Genomic DNA, 26,645 nt, shown 5'->3' on the forward strand with positions numbered 1-26,645 from the left:
TTAATTAGAAGTAAGTAATTCGGATATGTTAACTGTATCGTATGGCTTTTCTCCAAATGCGGCATAATATTCTAATTGCATCCTCTTGGCATTATCTTGTCGGAATACATGCCAGCATCTTTCGTTTACCGGAATCACAAGCTCGTGTAACATGACAAACTTGTAAGTTGCTTTCGAACCGGCTAGTGACTTTTCTAATTGTTGTAGCCCTTCCGGATTCCGATCCCATGGATCATAACACACAAATAATACATCATCAAGAGTAGTAGTGTAATTGGCTGACTGTAAGGATGGATGTCCTGCCAACCTTGCCATATTGGGTAAGTATACTTTTTCAAAAGCTTCTTTAGCCCCTGGCCCTGTGATATCATGATTACCTTTAGTCATAATGAAAGGTACTTTCAGATTCATTTTGTTGACAGCTTTAAAGGCACTGTTAGCCATCTGTATTGCTTTTTGTGGAGAACCGGCCAATCCTTCTGACAAGTCCCCCATTTGCAGAACGGCTTTTATTGACGGCTGGTGTTTTTGAACTTGCCCGCTGATTATCCGGGAGAATTCCGGCCATGTATTTTTCGTGAATACTGAATATTCTTTGGTAACTTGGCGCAGATCATCCGGTTTGGTGGATAACCATTCCATATCGTGATCTTCCAATAAATCATAGTGTATATCTCCCAACAAGAGAAATGAAACTTCTTTTTCATTTTGCTCTTGGGAGTATGATTGCAGAGAAATCAAAAGCGATAAAAGGACAAATAATATTTTATTCATATTCTGTTATTTATTCATTTCAAAAGAAGGGGGCACACTGTCTGCCGCCCAATTCTTATTGGGAGTGTTTCCCATTGTAAATTCCAGTTTGCCGCCATTCATCAGTTCTTTATGTTCGAACCAGGACTGGTTCCAATCTTTGCCATTTAATTTGGCTGATTGGATATATTTATTTGTCGGCGAATAGTTGTGTGCAATGACTTCGAATGATTTGCCGGCTCCTGTTTCAATAACTGCTCTTTCGAACATAGGAGTTCCGATGACATAAATAGGCAAACCAGGAGTAATAGGATAGAAACCTAGCATGGAGAAGACTACAAATGCTGACATTCCTCCGCCATCTTCGTCGCCCGGGAGTCCCATCAGGTCATTTCTAAACCATTCATCGAGCAATGTCCTTACTCTTTTTTGAGTTCTCCAGGGCTCTCCTATATAGTTGTACAGATAAGGAATGTGCATACTGGGTTCATTAGCCATTGAAAATTGACCTACATTACCCGTATGATCCGGTAATTGTGCATAAAATACATATTTGGCTTCGCCCAATGGGGTGTTATACATCGTTTCAAGATTATTTCTGAATGCTTCTTTCCCTCCCATCAGTTCAATTAAATCAGCAATATTATGGGGAACATCCCATCGGTATATCCAACCGTTATTCTCGCCGTATGCTTCACGAGCACCTAATCCACCGGCAGTGGCATAATCAAAGGGTTCTATGAATTCGCCTTTTGCATTTTTGGGATGGAAGAATTTTGTTTCAGGATTGAAAATATTCCGATAGTTTTTACTCCCTTGTAGAAAGTAGTTATAGTCTTTCTCATACCCAAGTTGTTTGGCTATTTGTGCCAGACACCATTCATCGTAAGACGTACCTAGAGTGACGGCTACCGGTTGGCGTTTTTCAAATGGGTGTACTTCGTCAGCTGTTTCTTGTTCTCCCGGTGCCAATGCCGGTAAATATCCGTTTTCCCAATAGAATTTTGTGATTTCACCTCCCTTTATGCCTGACCACGGGGCTAACGTTTTTTCTGTAATACCAAGTTTGCAGGCTTCGTAAGCAGCTGATAAATCAAAGTTACGGATTCCTTTTATATATGAATCAATAACAGTGGCTACACCGTGATTGGAATTCATTCTACGGCTGTCTCCCGTAACTTCAGGAAATGTAGGCATCCAGTTATGTTCCATTTGCTGTGCCATTCTGATAAAAGACTGAATCATGTCAGCTTCCATTTGTGGTTCGATGATAACACGTAAGGGGTGGACTGCTCTATACGTGTCCCAAATCCAATCGTCGGTATAAAATGGGACAGAATCTTTGTGGATACTATTGTCGAAAGCACTGTAATAGCGGTTGTCTTCCGAAAGGCAAATCATCCGTTCGTAAGTCCGGTAGAGGGAAGTATAGAATATTGCTTTTGCATTTTCGTCTATTCCTTCCACTTTGATTTTATTTAATGTTTGATTCCAGATGTTTTTGGCAATGTTCATCTGGTTTTCCACATCATAATCTTTTATTTCCCGCTGTAGGTTGGCTTTTGCTTGCTTTTCATCAATGAAGGAAATACCGTAGCGAACTTTGATTGTTTTTATATCTGTTGAATATAAGAGAGCGATACCCACGTTCTTGCCTTTTATGGCAGTGTGGCTGTGATTTATTTCTTCTTTGCTGACAGTCATCGTTTTTTCCGGCAGTGCGGAAGTCTCCATATAAACATATACTTTGGTTTGATGATCTATGTTCTGATAACCGGAAATGGTATTCTCCGTAGTTTTAAGCTCACCATTGGTGGTACTAAGTATTAAATATGGAGCATTGTTTTTCCGGAAACTTAGTTCATAGATTCCTGCCTGGTGGGAAGGAGCGAATTTAGTGGAAACCTCTTCTTCTTCAAAATAGGAAGAATAGGAATAGGGTTTTATCACTTCATTATCATAACAATAGTAATATACCGGTTGTAATCCGATCTCTGCTCCCTGATAGAAAGACAGGCTGAATGCAGACTTTCCCCGATGCGAGGTGACAATGACCGGTAAGCCTTTTATTTTATCAGAAGTGTAATCTGTTCTTTCCGGATAGATGCGGAGCATACTATTGGGAAGATGAACAGTTGGGTAAGTAGGAACTAACAAATGACTGATATTCCCCATATAAGGATTTACATAGTCAACCGGAGTTGACACTACCTCTTGCTTGTTGCTGCATCCATTGACGATTAAAATCATTAACAGTACTAACGGAATGAATTTTCTCTTGTACATAAACAGATTTTTTTATTTTTCGATGGTTTTAATTAGATTTGCTGTAAATATAGGATAGTTTGATTAATGAAAACTTAATGTAACCTTAAAATCTATCTTCTACAAATATTTTTTTTGTAAAGTCTCGCCATTAAGAGAATATTAATCTAATATTAATCACCATAAAATATCTTTGGTTCATCTTTAATGCATTAATCAATACTGTATTCTTTAATTTAATAATTAAGTATTATGAAAAACTACTTCCTATTCTTATTCTTTTTAGTAATAAGTGTATCGGGTTATGCGCAAGGAAAGCGTATAACGGGTAAAGTGACAGATGCTGCGGATGGAATGCCTATCATAGGAGCTACGGTGGTAGCTGTTGATCCGGATGGTAAGACGAACGCTAAATCGGTAGGCACAATTACCGATATAAATGGTACGTTTACACTTCATGTGCCTAATGGATGTCAAGAATTGAAATTTTCGTATGTCGGAATGGAGACGAAAACGGCTAAAATTACCGGTTTGACTCATATCAATGTATCTTTGGCCAGCACGGCGAAGGCTCTTGATGAAGTGGTTGTTACCGCTCTCGGAGTGACGCGTGAAGCTAAGAGTCTTAATTATTCACGGCAGAGTGTAAATGCGGAAGCCTTGGCAGAAAATAGTAGTGGCAATCTGATATCTTCTCTTTCCGGTAAGGTGGCGGGGGTTACCATTACTCCTCCGGGAACGAGCAATGGTAGTGCGCGTATTGTCATTCGCGGAACAAGCTCACTGACTGAAAACTCACAGCCCGTATTTGTGATTGATGGTATGATTATTGAAAACGAACCGGGTGATACAAGTGTGACCGTTGATGGTGGTACAGGTTCTACCGACCTTGGTAATCCGGTGGCGGATATCAATCCGGATGATATTGAAAGCATTGAAATCCTGAAAGGACCGAATGCAGCTGCACTTTATGGTTCGCGTGCAGCACAGGGAGTTGTATTGGTAACCACTAAACGTTCGAGCACATTCGAAAAAACAAAAGTTTCTTATAGCGGAAATTTCCAATTTGAAAAAGTGAACCAGTTTTTAGATTATCAGAATGGTTGGGGAACGGGAGAAAACTCTTATTTGCTTGACCACAAACTGACGCTTCAACCTAATGGTAACAGATTACCAACAGATTTACCGAATTTCAGTGGTTATAATTCTTCTGCAGGTGCTAAATTGCGTAGCTGGGGAGCGCCTTTGTGGGATCAGGTTATCTATGGACATGACGGTGTACTTACTACTCATTCTTCACATCCGGACAATGTGAAGGATTTCTACGAAACCGCCCATCGGTACACACATACATTGGCTGTGGAAGGTGGTTCGAAAAAGAATAATTATCGCGTATCGTATACGAGAAGTAAGGGTAATAGTGTAGTACACGGTATCAATGAAAGCTTTAAAGATATATTCAATCTCCGGTTGATGAATACGATTACCAAATGGATGACTTTAGATTCTAAAATGACTTACTCACATGAAAAGGTAGACAACCGTCAATATATGAATGGTTCGGATAAGAATCCTATATATGCGTTTGTTACTCTTCCCCGTTCGCTTTCTATTGATGTATTGAAACATTATAAGGATGAAAATGGAAATGAAATGATTCCGATTGGTGAACGTGGTTATAATCCGTATTGGAATATTTATGAAAATACGAACTCTGACACGCGTGACAGGGTGAGCGGATCGATGAATCTGGAAGTAAAATTACTTCCGGGCTTGAAGGCGGTAGGTAAAGCCGGACTGGATGCTTATTGGTGGAAAGGAATGGAGTTCTTTAATCTGGGGGCACGTAGTGATGTGGACGGTGGTATGAAGAACTGGATCAATAACAGTACTTCTACTAACTTTGAAGCTTTATTGATGTATAATAAAACATTTCATAAAATATCAGTCAATGCCATTGCCGGTATTAGCCGATATGAACGCAACTCGGAGAAAAGAACGGAAAGCGTGAATAGCATATTGGTTCCTGATTTCAAGAATATTTCTAACTCGAATGAGTATCCTAGTGCTACTCAACTGCAATCTAAGAAGATAATCCGTTCTGCCTACGGCTCGGTGTCATTAGGTTACAATAGTTATGTTTATTTAGATGTAACGGCCCGCAATGACTGGTCGTCTACTTTACCACTGGATAATTGCTCTTATTTTTATCCTTCTTTTGGTGCTACGTTTATTTTTACCGATGCATTTAAGATCAAATCACCTATCTTGTCGTTCGGTAAGATTCGTGCTTCTTTTGCTTATGCCGGTTCTGACACAGACCCCTATCGGATTAATCAAACCTATAAGTTGGGTAGCATTTATAATGGTTCACCTTTGCAAACCATTAGTACAACTTTAAATAATGATCAACTTTTGCCGGAACGTAACCGTTCTTTGGAACTTGGAGCTGATCTCCGCTTTTTCCATAATCGTTTGGGTGTAGATGTAACTTATTATCGTTCTGATGCCTATGACTTGATAACGAAAGTCGCTTTGCCGGTGCCTAGCGGTTATAGTTTTAAATTCTTGAATACAGGTCATGTACGTAATCAAGGATGGGAAGTTGTGTTGTCTGCTACTCCCGTCAAGACCAAATTGTTTGAATGGAATGCGAATATCAACTGGGCGCGTAATCGGTCGAAAGTGATTAAGGTAGTGGACGGAAATCCTAATGTGCAATTATTGAAATCAAGCAATGTCAGTATCATGTTGGAAGAAGGCATGCCTTATGGAGTCATTCGGGGACGTGCCTGGAAACGTGATGACCAGGGACGTAAATTAGTCGATTCTTCAGGTAAAATATTGGTAACGGATAATACGCAATATTTAGGCTGTGCCGAGCCGAAATGGACGGGAAGTTTTGGAAGCAATTTCAGAATCCAGAATTTTACAGTTAGTTTCCTGTTTGATGCACGTATTGGAGGAACTCTTTATTCGGGAACATGGAATAGAGCGACAACAGCCGGTGTTGTTGCCGAATCTGCCGAAGGACGTGAAGGATATTATTTGAGTAATGTGATTTATGGTGAGAGTAGCGCGAAGGCAACTTCCGGTTATCAATATCCGGACGCTTATTTTGAAGACGGAACGCCTTGTCTCTTGTTTGTCAAACCTAATAACCGCTATGCTAGTTTTGATGAAAGATCTGTATTTGATGCTTCCTATATTAAATTCCGTGAACTCTCTGTTGCCTACAGTCTTCCGAAGTCTATCCTAAAGAAATTGCCGATTAGTGGTCTACGACTGGCTGTGGTAGGACGTAATTTGGCTATTCTTCATCAAAACACTCCTAAAGGCATAGATCCGGAGGCTTCTTCTTCATCAGGAAATGCTCAAGGTATAGAATATGGAGGAATGCCGCCCGTATCTTCTGTCGGATTTGATATTAAACTAACCTTCTAAAGATAGAATATTATGAAACAGATTAAAATATTATTAGCCGGTTTTGCTGCAATGGCCATTTCTTTCGTTTCGTGTACGAATGACTTTGAATCTGCCAATGCCAATCCCAATGAACTGAATGAAATTAACCCTGAATATTTGTTCAATACGAGTTCTTATTATACGCTGAATGCTTTTTGCGGAAGCATGAAAAAAGTGTTGTTGGCCAACTATAGCCATTATTATGGTGGAGCTACCGGTGGACAGGTACAAAGGTATGGAAATCAAGGTTCAACCAATGATTCATATTGGAAGAATGTATATAATTATGCTATTTTTCCTGTTCACTTTATACAAACGCAAATGGAAAATGACGAGCAATATCACAATCGTGTACTTATTGCTAAAATATGGGAAAACTATCTTTTCTCACAAGCAGTTTCTATTTGGGGAGGTATTCCTAAAAGTCAGGCATTTAATGCCGGTGAGAGAGTGCCTTACGATAAGGAATCGGATATTTATTATGCTATGCTGAATGATTTGAAAGCATGTGCCGACGGGTTGAAGATGGATGGAGATGTTTATAAAGCAGACCCTATTTTTCCTTCAGGACAGAAATCCAGCGACTTATTGAAATGGAAGAAGTTTGCCAATTCACTACGTTTGCGTTTGGCCGTTCGTATTTGTAATGCTGACCGTTCGAAAGCGACTGAAGTGATTGATGAACTTATGGAAAATGAACAGAACTTGATGACAAGTAATGAAGATAATTGTCTGTTGCAATGGGGGGATAACGCAGATACAAGAAATTATTTTTATGATTATCTGGTCATCAACCGTGAAAGTAATTTGGATAAGCTTCACTCTGCCGGCGAATCGATTCTGATGTATATGGCTCCCTATGCTGATCCGCGGTTGGAGAAATTTTTCACTCCTGCCAATGCTGCTTCTATGCCTGATAATTTCCATTGGGCACCTTATTGGGGACAACCGAAAGTTTCTAATTTGCCTTCGGGAGTCAGCTTGTCTCCCAACCCGCACAGTGGAAAGACGGCAGATGATTACTCTCAATTACAGGATAAATTCACGGAGCAGAGTTATGCAGAAGTAATTATGAATTATGCAGAAGTGTGCCTGTTGAAAAGTGAATTGGTTCATAAAGGTTTGGGAAGTGGTTCGCAAACAGCCGAGGCTTATTACAATGCGGGTGTGAACGCTTCGATGGCTCAATATGGCGTAGACGGTGGAAAAGTAAATAATTATCTTCAGACTCCGGGAATTAAATGGAATACATTGACAGATCTCACAGTCACAGAAGAAGGTGAAGATTATTATAAAGATTTTATCGGCATTGTATCTTCTGCTATTACATCTGATGAACCTGATCCTATTTATCGTCAGATTATCATGCAGCAATATATAGCTATGTTTTATCAATCGTTGGATGCGTGGACACTGATTCGCCGTAGCCAAGTATTGGAATTTCCGCCACATTTCCAGCCGGAAACCGGATATGGTGCTGTGAATGCCGGCACCAAGGATAATCCTTATGCTTATATTCCACAGCGATTGGTATATCCCGATAGCGAGAAAACAAACAATGAATATGAATTGACGAAAGGTATTGCAAATCTCGATGGTGGACAAGATGCAATGTCGACTAAGTTATGGTTTGCATTGCCCACTAAGACTAACCCTTATTTGACGAATAATTAAAAAATGAAGGATATGAAAAAGATAACTATTATATTGCTCGGATTCATCGCTTTGTTAGCTGTATCTTGTGATAAAGACGATCATTTGGCTCCTGATAAGAGCAAATATGTGTATGATATACCACAGACGGATTTACCTGTGGATGCGATAGTCGGTGCTTATTATACCAATATAACTTCCTCTTCCAGCTGGTTAAAGTCCGGTAAGAAAATATATGCCGGTACTCCTTTGTTGGGTGAATATTTGTCTACAACCAGTGGCGTGTTACAGCAACAGCTTGCTTGGGCGGATGAGGCTGCCTTGGACTTTCTGATAGTTACTTGGGATGCTGCTTCAGCAGATAATACATTGATTACCAACTTTAAGTCTGTACGTACGGCAACCAATGCAAAAGTCCGCTTAGTGATCAATTATAACACCAAACATCTGAAAGTATCTAATGACAAACCGCTTCAAGAGGAAGAGAATTTGAATAAGATGATCAATGACTTTACGAATACTTTAGTGCCTTTATTTAATGATGAGGCCTATTATAAAATGAACGGAAGACCGGTTATTCTAATAACTCCGTCTAACCTTTCTTCTTCTGCATTGAAGAGTATTGATTATTCTTTGGTCATCCCGGCATTAAAGAAGGCTGTATCAGAATTGGGGTATGATCTTTATACGATTGGAGAATTTACTACCGGTTGGGTAGCTCCGGTGAATTATGAGGAACATCAGATTGCTTCTTTTGATGGAGTGACAGTGAACGACTGGTCAACGAATATGTATGACCGTTATTATGCCTTTTTCAGTTTTGTTGATTTGAATTGGGCCAATTGGAAGACTACAATATCCAAATGGAATACAGACTTTGTTCCTTGTATCTTTCCTTCTTATAATGACCGTATCAATTCAACTTCAAGTTATAAATATACTTTCGGGCAAGATGGAGAGACTACTGATTATATTAATTTCTGTAATGTAGCTAAACGGAATATCGGAAGTAAAAACATTGTGTTAGTCAATTCATGGAATAATTACCAGAAAGGAACGAATTTGGAACCGACGGAGGAAAACAAATCTGAATTTCTGAAGATAACCAGAAATCAATTTAAGAAGTAATAGTTATTAATAACGGGATACGACGCATCAGGCAGATCGTCGTATCTCGTGATAACAATAAATAATTTATGAGAAAGAAAATAATATCGGTCGTTTGTTTTCTCTTGGCTGTTTTTGTATCTCATGGGATAGCTGCGGATTCTGCTCCCTTTTTCTTTTTGCAATTAAGTGATCCTCAATTTGGCTTCATGGATAATAATAAGAGTATTTCGGCAGAAACAGAGGCTATGAATAAGGTTGTGACAGCTATTAATCAGTTAAAACCTCCGTTTGTGGTGATAACCGGTGATTTTGTAAATAATTCGAAGAGTAAGGAACAGATTGCTGCTTATAAGTCGATGATTGCTCAAATAGACTCTTCAGTAAAGGTTTATATGATTCCGGGAAATCACGATATAGGTAAAGTTAGCCGGGCTTCTATAGATAATTATAAAAAGAACTACGGAGAACCCCATTTTTCATTTAGGTATGGTGATTGTGCATTTATAGGTATTGATTCAAATATAATAAAAGAAGAGGACAAGGAGAGGGAAGAAGTTCAATTTAAGTGGCTGGAACAGGAATTACAGAAAACGAAGGATGCCAGATTCAAGTTTGTTTTTACTCATTGCTCTGTTTTTCTAAAGCGGATGGATGAACCTGTGAATTATTCGAATTTCTCTTTGCCTATGCGAGAGAAATATGTGCGTTTGTTTCAGAAATATGGAGTAAACGCAATATTTGCAGGGCATTTACATAACAATGCTTATGGAAAGGTTGGCAATATGGAAATGATAACGATAGGTCCGGTAGGAAAGGTGCTGGGGACAGGGTATCAAGGGATGAATCTTGTGAAAGTATATCCGGATCGGTTTATCAGTGAATTTATTGCCTTAAATCAACTTCCTAAAGAGGTGGTGATGTCTGATCCGGCGACAAAAACGACGGAGTCAATGAGTCGTGTCCGTTTCAAATCAATAAGGAATTTAGTGATGGCAGGGTATCAGGGTTGGTTTAATACTCCTGAAGACGGTGCTGGTTTGGGTTGGAAACATTTTGAAAAAGAAAAAGAGTTCAAACCGGGCAAGTGTACCATTGATCTTTGGCCGGATGTTTCTGAATATGAGAAAACCTATGAAACGGCTTTTAAGTTACCTGATGAGACACCGGCAAAGGTTTTTAGTTCGTATGATGCTTCTACTACAGATCTGCATTTTAAATGGATGAAGCAATATGGAATTGATGGGGTATTTATGCAACGTTTTGTTGTTTCTATACGAAATCAGAAAGGGAAGGATAATTATAATAAGATACTGAATAATGCTGTTCTTTCGGCAGAAAAGTATGACCGGGCAATTTGCCTGATGTATGACCTTTCCGGTATGGAAGCCGGTGAAGAAGATATATTGATACGTGACTGGAAAGAGCTGTGTGAGAAGTATAAACTAGTTTCCCGGAACAACAATCATTATGTTTATCATCATGGTAAACCGTTAGTTGCTGTTTGGGGAATAGGGTTTAATGATCGTCGTAAATATGGATATGAGCAGGTAAAGAAAATCATTGATTTCCTGAAGAGTGAAGGTTGTTCCATATTGGTAGGTGTACCTACTCATTGGCGGACATTAACGATAGATGCTGTCTCTGATACGCGATTGCTTGAACTGGTAAAACAGGCGGATATTGTTCATCCATGGTTGGTGGGACGTTTTGATAATCATACGTATGAGCCATATCGTAAGTCGATAGAGGAAGATATAAAATGGTGCAAAGCGAATGGTAAAGATTATATGCCGGTGTTGTTTCCGGGCTTTAGTTGGCATAACATGAAAAAGGATGCTCCACAAAACATGATTCCGAGATTAGGGGGACGTTTCTTCTGGCAACAGGTGAAAGGTGCTGTAGATGCAGGAGCAGAGAGCCTTTATTTGGCAATGTTTGATGAGATAGATGAGGGGACAGCTTTCTTTAAATGTACAAATACACCTCCGGTGGGTGAAAGTTCTTTTATAACTTATGAAGGAGAAGCACCCGATCATTATCTTTGGCTGGCAGGTGAAGCTGCTAAATATTTGAGAGGAGAACTGCGTTCATCCCGGATGCCGGTTCGATAAGGATGTGGAGTATAATAGCCGGATATATTTCGTTATTGGTGCAGAGTAACTATATTATTTTAATATCCTAAGATTGAAAAAACATATTTTTTATATCTTTGCTTCAAATAAGCTTTTGCTATGAAATATATCCGACTGTTATTTTATATTTTATTTATCTCGAAGACTATAGTCACTTGGGGTGGTGAAAATATCGGAGGCCTTTCTTTTCGTGCTTATGAATATTCAAAAGATGAACGTACTTCATTCATCATACCGTCCGGCAATCAGGGAGTGAGATTCAAAGATTATTTATCTGTTTCTTTTGATTTGAAGATTAGGGAAAAAGGCGAGCATTTTGGTTATGTATGTCGTATGATTGTTGACAATAGAAATAGCCTCAATCTGATATTGGTTAATCCTGTGAACGAAGAACCTTATTTGTGTTTGATTAAAGACCAGCAATATTTAGGAAAGATACATTCTTCTGCGACTATCAATATTCATGAGTGGAATAGGATAAAGATAGAATTGGAGTATAAAAATGATACGTTATATGTCAGAAATAATGGTTCTCTTATTTCTAAAGAGAAAGTTGCTGCCCCGGATAATCATTCTGTTAAAGTCTGTTTTGGTGCTAATAAATTAGCTTCTTACACAACTTCGGACGTGGCACCTATTATTTTGAAGGATGTACAGATCGGTCTGGAACCTGGGAGCATAAAATATGAATGGTCGTTGGAGCAAGCAGTATCTGACACTTTGCTTCAGGACAAGTTTCGGCAGATGACAGCTTTTATATCAAATCCGGAATGGATTATTAATAGTCATATGTATTGGAAACATAGGAAAACGTTATCTTTTTCATCCAAGACTTTTCCTGTTCCGTGTGAAGATCAGTCGGCATGTTATTTTATTGCAAAAGATCGTATTGTCAAATATGATTTAATACGGAGTACAACTAAAGAATATGTTTTCTCGCCATTGATTGATGTAAATCGGATCACTAACCAGTTTCTTTTTGTTCCTTTGAAAGATAAAGGTAGTCAGTTGGTTTATTATGACTTTGAGAAGCCTGATGGGGAGAATTTGTCTTTCTTCAATTTTCAAACAAAAAGTTGGTCTATTCCTATCCAACGGAAAAGGCAGTCTTCTTATACACAGCATAATCGGTTTTTCAATCCAAAAGATTCATCAATTGTACAAATTCTGGGATATGGATTTCATTTGTATACCCGTGAGTTGAATAGAATATCTCTGTCGGGTGAAGTGATAAAGGGAGAGTTGCCGGATGTGATTACTCCTCGCTATTTGAGTGCCATAGGGAAGACCGATTCGCTGGTTTATATTTATGGAGGATTGGGAAATGACTTGGGCAAACAGGAGTATGGGGTCGTTCATTATAAGGATTTGTATAAATTGAACTTGAATGATTATTCTTTGGAAAAAAAGTGGGCTATACCGGAGAATCTTTGTGATGAGGTAGCTGCTTCTACGTTGATAGTTGATGAAGTAGAAAAAGGTGAACATGCAAAAGGATTGTTTTTTTCTTCAGGTCGTTTTCTATCTTCTCTAGTTTTGAAAGATTTAAATTTGGAGAATGGACAAGAAACTGTTTTAGGTGATACAATACCTTATATTTTCTTAGATGTTAATTCTCATGCAGATTTAATTTATCTTGCTTCAGAAAAATGTTATTACGCTGTAACAGTTCACCAAGTAGAGGGGAATAATTATGAAGCTAATATTTATTCTATTGCATCTCCAGTGTTGCCTATTCAAAATATAACAGTACAGGAAAACAGGGGGACTTGGTGGAAATTACTGTTTATATGTATTTGTGTAGCAGGTTTAGGGGGAATTGGGTGGAGATTAAAGAATAGCAGAAAGCATGATAAGAAAGAAGCTATATCTATTTCACAACAAGATATTTGTGAAAAAGAAGAAGGGGTTGTTTCAGATATAAATAGTGAAAAAGAAATTCAAGAAAATGACCACCTATATTCCTCGTTTGAAGCTCCTGTATTGAACACCACACCAGGAATTTATATGCTAAACGGATTTCAGGTTATTAATCGGGATTTAAAAGACATTACCGGAAAATTTACGCCTATTATGCGTCAATTATTATCTGTTATTATTCTTTATTCCAATCAGAATAATAAGGGGATTTCTAATATCAAGTTAAAAGAATTGTTGTGGTATGATAAGTCAGAAGAGAGTTTCTCTAATAACCGTAGTGTAAATATACGTAAGATACGTCTTTTGTTGGAAGAGGTAGGAGATACGGAGATATCATCAGCAAATGGTTATTGGTACTTTCTTAATAAGGGGCATGTATATAATGATTATACTATAGCAAATCAATTGATGCAAAAGATGGCACCTTTAGATGTGGTCCATAAGGAAGATCTAGAAAAATTATTGAGTCTGGCTTCATTTGGTCAATTGCTTCCTAACATGCAATTTGATTGGGTAGATAGTTTTAAAGCAGATTATTCCGATTCAATGATTGATCTTCTGAGCCGGTTAAGAGATAGCAAGCAATTTGTAGGAAATGATAACTTGAGAATACAAATCTCAAATTGTATTCTGCGATTTGATTCGTTAGATGAAGAGTCTGTTCGCGTTAAGTGCCGTGCTTTAGTGGATTTGAAACGCATGGGAATGGCATATACTGCATTCGATCAATTCACCAAGGAGTATAAGCTAATATTGAATGAGGATTTTAAATATAGCTTTGAGCAGTTTATAAGTGAAGTGTAACTTATAGGTCGATGTATTACAAAAAATATTGTGTAGTTTTTCTGGAGGAAAAAGTCGATTTTATTGGAGTTAATTCTTTATAATTCTTAAATTTGTATCCTATTACAGAATATGAATTAACACTATTATCAAAATGAAAAGAATTTGGGTGGCTCTTTTGGTGTTTTCTATACTAGGAGGGAGTGTATCAGCAAATGCTATTTCTTTTAAACGCAAAAAGTCAAAAAAGAAGGAGTCTGTTGAGAAAGAAAAAACTGCTTATGATAAACTGTTCTCATCTAATCATTCAAAAGCAGAAGGTTTTATCACTGTACATAAAGTAAAGGAGAAAGTTTATTTTGAACTTCCTTTATCAATGTTGCAGCGTGATATGTTACTAGGTTCTACAGTAACAGAAATTAGTGATAATAAGAATGCTATTATTGGTTCGAAACCTACCGAACCTCTTCATTTTCGTTTTGAGAAATTGAATAATAAAGTCTGCTTGTCGGCAGTGCAGACCAATAATGTGGGTGATGACAATGGTCACCGATTGAAGGCAGCTATTGAGATGAGTAATATGAATGCCATTCTGCAAGTATTTGATATTTCGGCTTATAATAACGACAGTACGGCAGTTGTTTTTGATGTTACCGATTTCTTTGTAAGTGACAATAAATTAATGTCCCCGTTCGATAAATACAGCGTGAATACATCAGGGGGACGCAAACGTTTGACCTCATTTCAAAGTAACAAATCATTTATTGATAGTTTTAAGGCTTTTGAAGATAACATATCAGTCCGTAGTTGCTTGAATTATACTTATTCGTTGACTGGGGGCAAAGGGAAAGACATAAAAGACGAGCCTCTGACCGCAAAGGTAACCCGTTCGATTATATTATTGGATACGATTCCTTATCGTCCCCGATTGATGGATAGTAGAATTGGCATTTTTCCTACAATGAAAAATGAATATTCAGCTGCTAAACAGACAACCCGTTCTATCTATTATGCCAATCGTTGGCGTTTGGAACCTTCAGATTTGAGAGGTTATATTGAAGGAAAGAAAGTGACTCCTATTAAACCGATTGTATTCTACGTAGACAGTTGTTTTCCTGAAAGTTGGAAAGCATCTATATTTGAAGCTGTCAATCAATGGAATGAGCCATTTGAAAAAATCGGTTTTACACAAGCTATCCAGGCTAAAGAATTTCCGAAAGACGATCCGGAATTTGATCCGGATAATTTGAAATATTCATGTATTCGTTATGCTCCGATAGGGATTGAGAATGCAATGGGACCATCGTGGGTTGACCCTCGTAGTGGGGAAATATTGAATGCTTCGGTATATCTGTACCATAACGTCATAAAATTGTTGAATAATTGGCTGTTTATTCAAACTGCTCAAGCCGATAAGCGTGTACGTCATAAAGTAATTCCGAGAGAGGTGATGGACGATGCTTTACGTTATGTCGTTTCTCACGAAGTGGGTCATTGTTTGGGATTTATGCATAATATGAGTGCTTCTTCCGTAATTCCCGTAGATTCGCTCCGTTCCCCTTCATTTACGCAGAAGCATGGTACTACCACTTCCATTATGGATTATGCGCGTTTTAATTATGTGGCACAACCTGGTGATATGGAACGGGGAGTACGTATGATGCCGCCATATTTTGGTTTGTATGACGATTATCTGATTCGCTGGAATTATACACCTGTGCCGGAAGCTAAAACTCCGGAAGAGGAATATGCCATCACTTCGAAATGGATTACGGATTTATCAGATAATCCTGTATATCGGTATGGCAAGCAGCAGTCGGATATACTCGACCCTCGTTCTCAAACGGAAGATTTGGGTGATGATGCTGTGAAAGCAACCCGATATGGAGTGAAAAATCTGAAATACATTCTGGCTAATCTGAATCAATGGCTAGGAGAAGAAGATGTGGATTATACACATCGGTCGGATATTTACGATGGTATAATCATGCAATATTTGACTTATATGTTGCATGTATATCATAATATAGGAGGAATCTATTTGCATGAAAAATTGGTTGGTGATAAGGTGGAAGCCTTGCAGGTTGAACCTAAAGAGAAGCAGAAAGAGGCGATGAATTACTTTTTGGAGCAATTGGCGACCTTGGATTGGCTGGATGATGAAAATGTCCTGAAGGTACTGCCTATGGTAGGGAAACCATCGGATGCTTTGCGGGATGTAATGATGAAATTATTGATGAAAGCTCCTGCCCGGGTAGAATTCTCGGCATTAAAAGCCGGTAAAGAAGAAGGATATGATGTTGATGAATGTATGAATGATATTTATACATATATATGGAATCCTACTATACAAGGACGTAAATTAAGTGCTACTCAAATGAAACTGCAGAATTTGTTTATCAAACACCTGGCTTCGACTGCCGGAATCCGATTGAGTAAAGATACTAAATCATTGAAAAGTGAAGAAGATGCATGGGGGCAGTTAGCTGCTTTTCATCATAAAACAGGTGTAGGGCATAAAGGATGTTGTTGTGCGTCCGATCTGGGGCGTATGTTTAATCCAGTGGCTGGATTTGACGAACCAATGGCAGAGTATTTTATTCCCAAAAACCAGGATAGTATGTGTTATGGTTATTTCCTGCGCATACGTAATTTATTAAACAGCCGGAAGCAACATGTTGATAAAGATACGCGGCTTCATTATCAGTTATTGCTTCATCAAATGAATAATGCATTAAACAGATGATTATGAAGAATAAATATATCTTTTTGCTCTTTTTATCAGTATTTGGTGTGTTTGTCTTTTCTCCTTTGGAGGCTGTTGCCAAAAAAAAGAAAAAAGGGAAAATAGAGCAGGTTAAACCCAAAAGCGCATACGAAAAACTGTTGAAGGATAAACCGAATAGCGTCGAAACTAAAGGACTGATGAATCTTTATTGGGTAGACGATAAAGTATATATGGAAATACCCAGAGATGTGTTGGGTAAACGTTTGCTGATGGGAGGTGTAGTCGATAAACTAAGTAACCCTCAGGAATCATCTGTTGGCTTTTGCCCTGTTGCACCTTTACAAGTGAAATTCTGCCGGTCCGATTCTTTGGTTAGGTTATATCAGGTAGCGGACCGTCCGGTGACAGAACAAGATTCCCGTATCGGAGATGCGCTGAAAAAAAGTTTCAGTGATGTCATTTTAAATCAGTTTTCTATAAAGGCTTATTCTCCGGACAGCGCTTTGGTGATTGACGTTACATCTTATGTTTTTCAGGATGATAAATACATGAATCCGATTGATCCGAAAGCATACAATACGATGGGGGGCTGGGTGAAGCGTAAAGCCTCTTTCAAACAGAAACAATCAATGATATCCGGAATAGCTTCTTATCCAGATAATGTATCTATTTCATGCTATATGAGCTATGAATTAGCGATGTCATTATTCGGTATTTTTCCGATAGCAGAAAATATTCCCTTCAGCGCAGTTGTGAAGCGTACTTTTATGTTATTACCGGAAGATGGGGATTATTGTCCTCGTTTGGCTGATCCTCGTATCGGAACTTTATGGAGCGGCAAGGTGAATTTTTCGGATAAGGAGCAAGGCAGCAACATACAGTATTGGGTGAATCGCTGGAATCTGGCTGTTGATAAACCTGTTGTTTTCTATGTGGATACGCTGTTGCCTGAAAAATGGCAGAAGTGTGTGTATCGTAGCGCTGAGATATGGAACAAAAGCTTTCAGAAAATAGGTTTTTCTAATGCGTTAGACGTGAAACCTTACCCTAAAGATATAGGATTTGATGCCAACAGTATTACTAAGTCTTGTATCCGGTATGTCGTTTCACCTTCCGGTCAGATTACGGATAATTATTGGAGTGATCCGTTGACAGGAGAAATAATAAGTGCCAATATTTATATCCCTCATAATTTAGCTTCGAAAATTCAGCTGAATTATTTCTTACAGACAGCTTCCTTTAACGAGAAAGCCCGCACGTTGATGCCGGATGAAGATTTGGTGGAAGAAGCATTGACTTCGTTATTGTTGAGGCATTGGGGGCATTGTCTGGGATTGACGGATAATATGGCAGGATCTATTGCTTATCCGGTAGATTCGCTTCAGTCGAAAGAGTTTGTAAAAAAACATGGGCTATCTGCGTCAGTCATGGATAAGTTGCCAATGAACTATTTACTTTCGGTTGATAATTATAGTGCTGATATACCTTTGACGCAACAAGTGCTGGGAGAATATGACCATTGGGCGATTCGTTATCTTTATCAGCCAATGAATAAGAAAACACCGCAAGAAGAATTATCGGATTTGCGGAAGCTGGTTTCTGAACGGAATCAGAACCCATTATTGCTTTTTAAACGTCCGCAGAGCAGGAAAGCTTATTATGATCCTCGCGGAATGGAGATGGATTTGGGAAATGATGCTATTCGTGCGGCAACCATTGCTTTTGAGAATTTGGGTAAAGTAGTGGCGAATGCAAACCAATGGTTAGACAAGGAAGATTTCAACTATGAAAAACGAGCCTCACTATATGGAGAAATTATCAATCAGGCGGATGAATATGTGAAGCATGTATTGCAGCAAGTTGGTGGAATCTATTTGAATGACAGTTATCAAGGGGATAGTTACCCTTCTTATCAACCGGTATCCAAAGAGTTGCAACGTCGTTCGTACCAGTGGATGATGGAAGCTATCAGTCAAATGAACTGGTTGGACAATCGGGAACTGTTGAATCATTGTGCGCTGACAGGTAGCGCTGCTGACTATTCACAGAAGTTTTTTGCCAATTTGCTATTAATACAGCTCAATAACCTTTGGCTTAGCGAAAGTAAATCAGATGACCCTTATACGCAACAGCAGGCTGTCGAAGATTTAAAGAATCATCTTTTTAAGGAAGCAAGGGTAGGAAAGGAGCCTGACGACTGGAAACGTTTCTTACAGGGACAATTGCTGAGTTTTGTCATTTCTTGGTCGAATGTAAATGTGCCGAAAGGGAAAGATGAGACAGCTAATGCTTCTTCTAAACTGACTATTCAGACTGTCTGTCCTTACCGGGGGATGACGGCAATTGAGAGCATTCCTTATTCTTCTGCTCCTGAACGGGCTCCATTCTGGTATGGCTGTCTGTTGGATTTGAAAAGTGAGTTTACGAGAGCGAAATCAGTAGCACCTAACCGGGAAATGCAAGAGGAGTATGATTACCGGTTGTTTACGATTGAGAAGGCACTGCGGAAATAGATATAATCTATAAAATGATTAGATATAAAAAAGCCAATTAATTCGTGATAAGATGAATTAATTGGCTTATACTTTTAATGAGGTTTTTCTTCTGTTTTGTTTATTCTACTACCCTTGTGAATGCGTAGGTTATACCAAAGAAACTCGCATCGAAATAATGACCGTACTCTTCAAACGTTGAGCTGAAGAAATCAGTTGGTATAAAATCGTGAAAGTAAATGATAATATTATTATCATCTATCTTATCCAATCCTATAAATGCATTTCCGAGCTCTGTTTTTCTCTTTGAGAAACAACGATTCACTTGAGAGGTGGTGAAATAAGGAGCGTCATATTCCTCATCAGCTATCCAGTTATAGATACCTTTCTCTATATGGTCGAAAACAACAGTGTGGCCTTGAGGGTTGCAAAAGAAGTCCTTTAAATCTCCCGTTAGATATGGGATTATTTTATCTGTGCCATCTTCTTGATGTACAAATTCCAGGTAGTCATTAGCTCCATTGTTTTCCGGCAGACTATTTATCCAGTCTTCGTCAGGCATGCCAACATATACATAGTTGTCTTTATCTTTAATCTCCACAGGTTTCCATTTGCCCAGCATGTCAGTAAACTTTAACTGATCCAGTTTTATATTATAGGATACAAATGAGCCCGGATAGTAGAGTTCGGAGTTGTCAACTGGTGTACCTAGTTTAAGGATAGCGTTTTTTCCTGTATAATCTTCTGCTCCTTCTTTTATTTTTATCTTAAAACGTGTGTAGTAAGATCCTTTTGGAATGGTGACGGAAGTTATTCCGTTTTCAAGTTCAAAATCTTCGTTCAATATAGCTGTACTGGACGGGTCTATTTCTATCGGCAACACGATGTCTGTTGTTGCCCTGAAACTGCTGCCGCTATTTTCTCCTTCCACTTCGATTCTAATGTCTATTTCACTTAACAGACGATAGATAACAGGCTTGAAAGTATACATAATGTGCTCTTTCACTTCAACGGGGATAATCGCTATTTTCTTGTCACCGAGCGTATATCTGGAAACTGGGTTGATGGAAAGGCGGATTTCACGGTTGGCAGTCAGGTTGTTTTTGGGAGTAATGGTTAAAGTGGCACTTGTTTCTCCGGCTTTTATCATGAACCCGTTAGCAGAAATTTCATAGTCTTCATCCAATATGGCAGTACCTTCAATGATGACAGGAATGCTTAAGTCTGTTTCAGGTGCTACAGAAGCTCTCAATTCCACTTCCAGGCTACCGTTAGAAGGTAATATGTATATGGAGCGACTAAAAGATAACTTTGCACCCGACGAGTCGTCATCGTTGCAAGCTGCCGACACTATGATTAGTATAATCATTAGAAGAAAGGAACCTGTTATTCTGATTTTTGTTTTCATTTTAATCCCTTTTTATTGGTTAATGGCATTGTTGTATTCATCCCATAATGCTTGTACTTCTTCACGGTCTTGTGCATTCAGGATACTTCCGGTGGGAAGTAAATAATCTTCTGATGTATTATCTACTTTGGGTGTCAGTTCTTCCGGTTTATCACATGAGATCAAGAAAGCGGAAGAACCTGTGAGAATGAAACATAGGATATATAGTATCTTTTTCATAACTGTTTCTGTTTTTTATGGATAAATTATTCTATGTAGCCTGGATTTTGAATGAGCAAATCAGGAAATAATCTGATGTCTGCTTTGGGAATAGGAAAAGTATAAAGATACTTTTCTGTGATAAATTTCTTTCCTTTGGCAGCGACCCAAAATTCCGGACGTCCGTTGCGTTTTAATTCAAACCAGCGGTCGCCTTCAACAAACAATTCTTTACGGCGTTCACAGAGGATGGCTGACATCAATTTTGTCAAAGGGATCCCAGTGGCGTCGGTTTTTATATTTTGTTGGAAAACTTCTGGGAGATTGTCAATTGTGTAGGCTATATAATTCTGAGTGATTCGTTTGGAACGAAGCTGGTTAAGATAACCTAGTGCGTCTGTTTCCTGATTCAGATGTGCGTGGGCTTCGGCTATAATCAGGCAAAGTTCTTCACTACGAAACTTGGTGGTGATGATTTTATTGACAATCCGTTTGGAATCATAGTTGCATCTGCGACGTACGTCATTGTCGGTGGCTGCAAATAAATCAACCAAATTTCTGTCGACAGGTCTTGATTTTATATCGGCTTGTGCAGTTGCGTAACTCATGGTTCCTATATCATCATCCATGGTGAATGAACGGATAATGACATTGTGTGCTTTTGCTTGTTTCTGGTTAATGGCTTCTACATATTCGTCAGCTTCCAGCATCGGGTATTTTTCCAATACTTCTTTGGCATAGGTAATGGCATTACTCCAGTTCTGTGTCCAAAAGAAGAAACGTGCGAAGTAGGCTTTTGTTACGGATGAAGTAAAGATAAAGTCTTCATTAGACACATTATATGAGAGGGCTTTTCGGAATCCTTCTTCTATAAATTCAGCAGTTTCTTTCAGATTGGCGCGTGCAGGCTTTGCTTCCATATCAAAATCGTCGACAAGTGGAAGTCCGAGAGTCTCTTTTGCCGTCTCCGGCTGGTATGGCTCACAGTAGCGCTGCATAAGGTTATAATAGCAAATAGAACGAATGCTCCAGGCTGTTCCCAATAGGGTTCTAGCTAAATCGGATTCCGTATCATCCATGTTGCCGATAACCATATTACAGTCTTTGATAACAGAGTAGAGTGTTTTGTAAGTGGCCTGATTTTTGTTAATGGCACTTCCCACATAAATGCTCGTATAGCCGAAATTGCTGGCAAGCGTTGCATTCAAGTCATCGGCAAACATCTCTAAAGTTGTCATTACTTCTGGATTGGGAATGATAACGTCATCTCTTCCTTTTTCTATCTGATCCAACCAATAATGGATAATGGTCGAAAAATCTTCAGCTGTTTCAGGAATTATCTTTCCTTTGGGCTTTACGTCTAAGTAATTGTTGCAGGAAGCCAACAATATCATCAGACCACAATAGATAGATATGAATAGTTTATTTTTCATCGTTTATTGTTATTTAAAATCCAACATTTACGCTAAACATCACAGAACGGCTTATCGGATAAGTAGCACCGGGGGTTTCAGGATCCATGCCTGAATAGCTGGTGAATGTGAAGAAGTTGTTCAGTGACAAAGAGAAATCTACATTGGAGAGAGCCGAATTACTTATTAACTTCTTAGGTAGCGTATATCCTAAAATGATGCTCTTAATTCTGGCATAAGATAAGTTGGTAAGGAAAGCTCCATGCGTGATTTCTTTGTGCATAGGGTTATAATAGCCAAATCCGTAAACCTCACCGAACGGATTCCATACGCGCGGATAAGTGCCATTTGTATTATTGGGCGTCCAACGGTCGGCTGCTGCTTTCGGAACATTCAGATGGTGTGCGAACAAATCATTTTGGAAGACTTGTTCGCGTTCTGTGTAATTAAATACCCCATTACCGCTTACGGTGCTAGCTGAAGTTGGCGACTTGATGAATTCAAAATTTTTGGCTCCTGTGGCAAAAGTTCCGTTTACGCTAAGGCGAATACCTTTATATTCGGCGGTTACATTAAATCCTCCGGTTACGGGAGCTTCACTCGTGCCTAGATAATACCGGTAATTATCGGGCTTATTCAAGTCGGTAGCTGTGTGTATTTCAGCATCGGGACGCAACTGGTATGTATATAATCCTGTTTCGGGGTCAATACCTGTGTATCTCCCACTATAGATGGCGTCTACAGGATAGCCCTCCCATAAGTTATTATATCCCATGCTGCTATAGGAAGCTTTATATTTGGTCACTTTATTCTTGTTGTAAGCTATGTTGGCAGAAAGAGACAGACTGAAATCTTTTGTTTTAACAGGAGTTCCATTCAGGGTAGTTTCGATACCTTTGTTGTCAATATTGGCAGTATTGTATTTCTGTTGGGTGAATCCTGTGCTGCTTAGTACTTGCACACCTGTTACAATGTCTTTACTTTTCCGGTAGTATCCTTCCACTATACCTGTCAAGCGGTCGTTAAACATTCCGAAATCAAGAGCCACTTTCACGTCTTGCGTCTTTTCCCAACGTAGATTGGGATTCGGTGGACTAACTACTTTTCCTATATGATAAATATTGTTGGAAATATTCCGGTAGTCATCGTAGTAACTGATAATCATTTGTGGGCTGACACTACGGTTGATGTTACCAGTAAATCCGGTTGCTATACGGAGTGTTAATCTGTTCAGTACGGGTTTCAGCGAAGCCATGAAATCTTCTTCACTAACATTCCACGCTGCGCCGGCTGCCCAGTTAGGATTAAATTGTTTGTCACTACCAAAATTAGAACTACCGTCAGTACGGAAAGAGACATTCAGTACATATTTGTTTTTGTAGTAATAGTCAGCAGATGCATAGAAAGAGACAAAGCGTTGTTCGCTCCATGTTTCTCCGTTCGAGCCATCAATAGCAGCGAGATAGGCTTTCAGCTTCTCGTAGCCTACTCCTGTCGGGTCATCAGGAAGTGGGGTTATGGCATTTCCGGTGATTTCGTCGTAACCGTATCGTTTGCTGTACAAACCGTCTGATTTACTTCCGCGGAATTCGGCACCGGCTATAAGGGAGACAGAGTGGTCTCCAAAAGAATCATCATAAGCAAAATGCCCGCGGACCATATAGCTCTCATTATCTACATTGCGTTGCAAGATAGAAGCATATTCCTTATTAGTATTGTTATCGATAGAGAGACGGTTGTCTAAAGCTGCTTTTGTGTTTTTACCATATATTTCCTTTAGACGGTTGGTGGAATAAGTATATGAAGCCAGACCCACAAAACGCAAATGGTTGATAATGCTGTAATCAATTCCTGCACGAACCATTGTTTTTATATTCTTAGTGCGTGAAGAGGTTTCGTCCATTTCGCGAAGTACATTAAATCCACAATCAGGTATAATCTTGGAACTAGTCTTTTTATTGTTATATTCTCCTAGTGCATAATATGTTTCATCTGCCCGGTAACTGCCGTCTTCGTTATACGGACTTTCGTATGGATTGGCAAAATAAGCATATTGGAAAGGATCGAGACTATTCAGTGCCGGGGACTTTGAATATTGATAAGACATGGATGCCCCAAAGTCAATCTTGACTTTCTGGCTGGGGTGCATTGATAGATTAGCTGTCAGGTTATAACGGTCGTAATCATTATTTTTCAATAAACCGGCGTTGCGGGTATATGCTAGTGAAGTATAATAGGTGTATTTGTCTCCACCACCATTAATGGACAAGTTGTGGGTGGTAGAAACACTGTTGCGAAACAGTTCATCGTACCAATCGGTATTCGTTTTACCTAATTCTTCGATATACGTATCTTGTTGTTCTTTGCTCCATCCGGCAAACTTTCCCCTACCAGCACGAATGATGCCTACTACTCCTACCACCGGATAGTCATTTGCCCCGGCTTCAAATCCCGGAGCAGAGAATTCATCCCATAATCCCTGTTCATAGGCAAGCTTCTCTTGTGAATTCATCAAAGAGTAGTTCCGCTGGGGGGGTAAAGTGACTGATACATTGCCTGAATAGTTTATTTGGGCTTTTCCTGATTTGCCTTTTTTGGTGGTGACAACAATTACTCCACCGGCTGCTCGCGAACCATAAATAGCAGCGGCTGAAGCATCTTTCAAAATAGTAATACTTTCTATGTCACTGGGATTGATGCCGGCGACACCATTCATGAACAAGTCGTCAAATTGACCGGATTTTATTTCAGCACTGGTAGGCATATCGGTACTTCCACTTTGCATGGGAACTCCGTCGATAACCCATAGTGGCTCACCATCTCCGGTGATTGTATTGGTACCTCTGATTCGTATTTTTTGTGTACTACCAGGTTGTCCGGATATGGCTGATACGGCCACTCCTGCTATTTTACCTTGCATGAGGGCGTCTACCGTTGGTTGGGCTTGGTCTTTTAACTGGTCGGCCGAGATAATTCCGACAGAACCAGTCATTTTCTTAAAAGTAGTTTGGGTATAACCTGTAACGACAACTTGATCCAGTTCACTTGTTGCAGATTCCATTTTAATTTTGATAAAAGGTGTTGCTCCTTTCAATAAGTGCTCTACATTTTTCATGCCAATGTAAGAAAAAACAAGTGTCTTGCCTTCTTTCATCTCTTTGATGGAAAACTTACCATCAATATCTGTGGTAACACCGACTTGGGGGAGCTCCTTATAGCGGACGGATACGCCTACTAATGGTACCCCACTTTCGTCAGTTACAATACCTTTCACTGTTACCTGTGCATTTGCAAATAAAGGTAAAATTAGAGCGAAAAGTAATGTTAATGAAAAAATGGTAATTTTATTCATAATTGTATTATATTGGTTTGAATATATGCAAATGTATTATTATTAGCTGATATAAACAAGAAAAATGATAATATTTGTATTTAAAATGTGTGCTTTTGTTTGAGTGAATATCATTCGATGTTTATTATATTTTTATAAAAGTATAGAAAATTGGTTCATGGTATGTTACGACTGGCTTTTTGCATTATACTGCATATTGGGGAGTTTGATATGTTGTAGAAGGCAAGAAAGAAGTGGCTTAATTTGACAATTTTGGGGCATAATTGCTATACCCAAAACGGTTCGTTTCATGTATGGTTATAAATTTACTCCATATCATTATATTTTGGACATGATAAGATTATCATTGAAATATATTTCAACATATGCATTCCTACGATAGAAGTGTCAAAAATAAAAGAGACTAACAATTTCCTTAATTATAAGTTTAGGACTTTATCAGTTAATTCGTTTCTCGGTGTCGAACAGGTTGTTTCTCGGTGAGAAACGGGTCGTTGGTTTTAAAGGAAAGCCCCGAATAGTAACCGACTGGATAACAGTGCTTTACAAAACAGTGTTATCTATCAGAAATGCATAGGAGTTTTATTGACATTTTTTTGGTAACACCATTTGTTTCTATTGCATCTATTACTGTAATAATATTTACATTAAAACTAAAATATGGCATTTATAAAAGAATTTGTTTCATTCCTTTCTGAAACAGGAATGAATCTATTTTTAAAGGTGGGGCTGCTCTGAACCGAATCTCTAGGATTTCAGATTGCGACAAAATAATCTGATGATTGAAAAGAGAGAGTTCTGCTGGTTTATATCAAATAGGGACGAAGCGTATAGGCATAAAAAAAGGAGCAACGCCTTGCTCCAACCTTTGTTAACCTTAAATCTAATACTATGAAAAACACATTGCAAAGATACGGACTCTTGGGAAATTAGCAAATTATCCAAGAAAAATAGCATGTTTTATAACACGTTTT

Annotated in this window: 13 protein-coding genes; 7 read left to right on the forward strand and 6 right to left on the reverse strand. The window is 38.8% G+C overall.

Annotated elements, in window-relative coordinates:
• On the reverse strand, positions 1-774 hold the full coding sequence (locus tag KTR06_RS08275; protein WP_118219873.1) for a metallophosphoesterase: 774 nt from the start codon (positions 772-774) through the stop codon (positions 1-3).
• A gap of 6 nt (positions 775-780) precedes the next feature.
• Positions 781-3,039, reverse strand: coding sequence for a GH92 family glycosyl hydrolase (locus tag KTR06_RS08280; protein ID WP_009040290.1), 2,259 nt, complete (start codon positions 3,037-3,039; stop codon positions 781-783).
• 231 nt (positions 3,040-3,270) lie between these two features.
• Here KTR06_RS08280 and KTR06_RS08285 point away from each other — a divergent pair, with 231 nt between their 5' ends.
• The 7 genes from KTR06_RS08285 (at position 3,271) to KTR06_RS08315 (ending at position 19,322) form a co-directional block, all read left to right on the forward strand.
• The gene (locus tag KTR06_RS08285; RefSeq protein ID WP_151935093.1) at positions 3,271-6,462 is read left to right on the forward strand and encodes a SusC/RagA family TonB-linked outer membrane protein; all 3,192 of its coding nucleotides are present in this window, start codon (positions 3,271-3,273) and stop codon (positions 6,460-6,462) included.
• Between the two features lie 12 nt (positions 6,463-6,474).
• Positions 6,475-8,157: a SusD/RagB family nutrient-binding outer membrane lipoprotein gene (locus tag KTR06_RS08290; protein ID WP_061447930.1), complete on the forward strand. Its 1,683-nt coding sequence runs from the start codon at positions 6,475-6,477 to the stop codon at positions 8,155-8,157.
• Positions 8,158-8,169: 12 nt separating this feature from the next.
• Positions 8,170-9,264 (forward strand): glycoside hydrolase family 99-like domain-containing protein, encoded by a 1,095-nt coding sequence (locus tag KTR06_RS08295; RefSeq protein ID WP_195436328.1) that lies wholly within the window; start codon positions 8,170-8,172, stop codon positions 9,262-9,264.
• Between the two features lie 68 nt (positions 9,265-9,332).
• Positions 9,333-11,357: a metallophosphoesterase gene (locus KTR06_RS08300; protein WP_217290197.1), complete on the forward strand. Its 2,025-nt coding sequence runs from the start codon at positions 9,333-9,335 to the stop codon at positions 11,355-11,357.
• Positions 11,358-11,477: 120 nt separating this feature from the next.
• A complete protein-coding gene (locus KTR06_RS08305; RefSeq protein ID WP_217290198.1) occupies positions 11,478-14,102 on the forward strand; it encodes a hypothetical protein in 2,625 nt (874 codons plus the stop codon).
• A gap of 133 nt (positions 14,103-14,235) precedes the next feature.
• Complete coding sequence (locus KTR06_RS08310) at positions 14,236-16,827, forward strand: zinc-dependent metalloprotease (RefSeq protein WP_074908710.1); 2,592 nt, start codon at positions 14,236-14,238, stop codon at positions 16,825-16,827.
• Positions 16,824-19,322, forward strand: a complete 2,499-nt coding sequence (locus tag KTR06_RS08315) for a zinc-dependent metalloprotease (RefSeq protein WP_120079750.1) — start codon at positions 16,824-16,826, stop codon at positions 19,320-19,322. Before KTR06_RS08310 ends, KTR06_RS08315 begins: the two co-directional genes overlap by 4 nt.
• A 100-nt stretch (positions 19,323-19,422) precedes the next feature.
• Here KTR06_RS08315 and KTR06_RS08320 read toward each other — a convergent pair whose 3' ends face one another.
• The 4 genes from KTR06_RS08320 to KTR06_RS08335 are packed head-to-tail and all read right to left on the reverse strand — an operon-like array spanning position 19,423 to position 25,671.
• On the reverse strand, positions 19,423-20,709 hold the full coding sequence (locus tag KTR06_RS08320; protein ID WP_196043130.1) for a hypothetical protein: 1,287 nt from the start codon (positions 20,707-20,709) through the stop codon (positions 19,423-19,425).
• Positions 20,710-20,721: 12 nt separating this feature from the next.
• The gene (locus tag KTR06_RS08325; RefSeq protein ID WP_074908699.1) at positions 20,722-20,928 is read right to left on the reverse strand and encodes a hypothetical protein; all 207 of its coding nucleotides are present in this window, start codon (positions 20,926-20,928) and stop codon (positions 20,722-20,724) included.
• Positions 20,929-20,954: 26 nt separating this feature from the next.
• Positions 20,955-22,340, reverse strand: coding sequence for a RagB/SusD family nutrient uptake outer membrane protein (locus KTR06_RS08330; RefSeq protein ID WP_008023593.1), 1,386 nt, complete (start codon positions 22,338-22,340; stop codon positions 20,955-20,957).
• Positions 22,341-22,353: 13 nt separating this feature from the next.
• The gene (locus KTR06_RS08335) at positions 22,354-25,671 is read right to left on the reverse strand and encodes a SusC/RagA family TonB-linked outer membrane protein (protein WP_074908697.1); all 3,318 of its coding nucleotides are present in this window, start codon (positions 25,669-25,671) and stop codon (positions 22,354-22,356) included.
• Positions 25,672-26,645: the final 974 nt, after the last annotated feature.

It is taken from the genome of Bacteroides sp. MSK.20.12, from assembly GCF_019052435.1.
In the GTDB taxonomy this organism is placed as follows: Bacteria; Bacteroidota; Bacteroidia; order Bacteroidales; family Bacteroidaceae; genus Bacteroides; species Bacteroides xylanisolvens.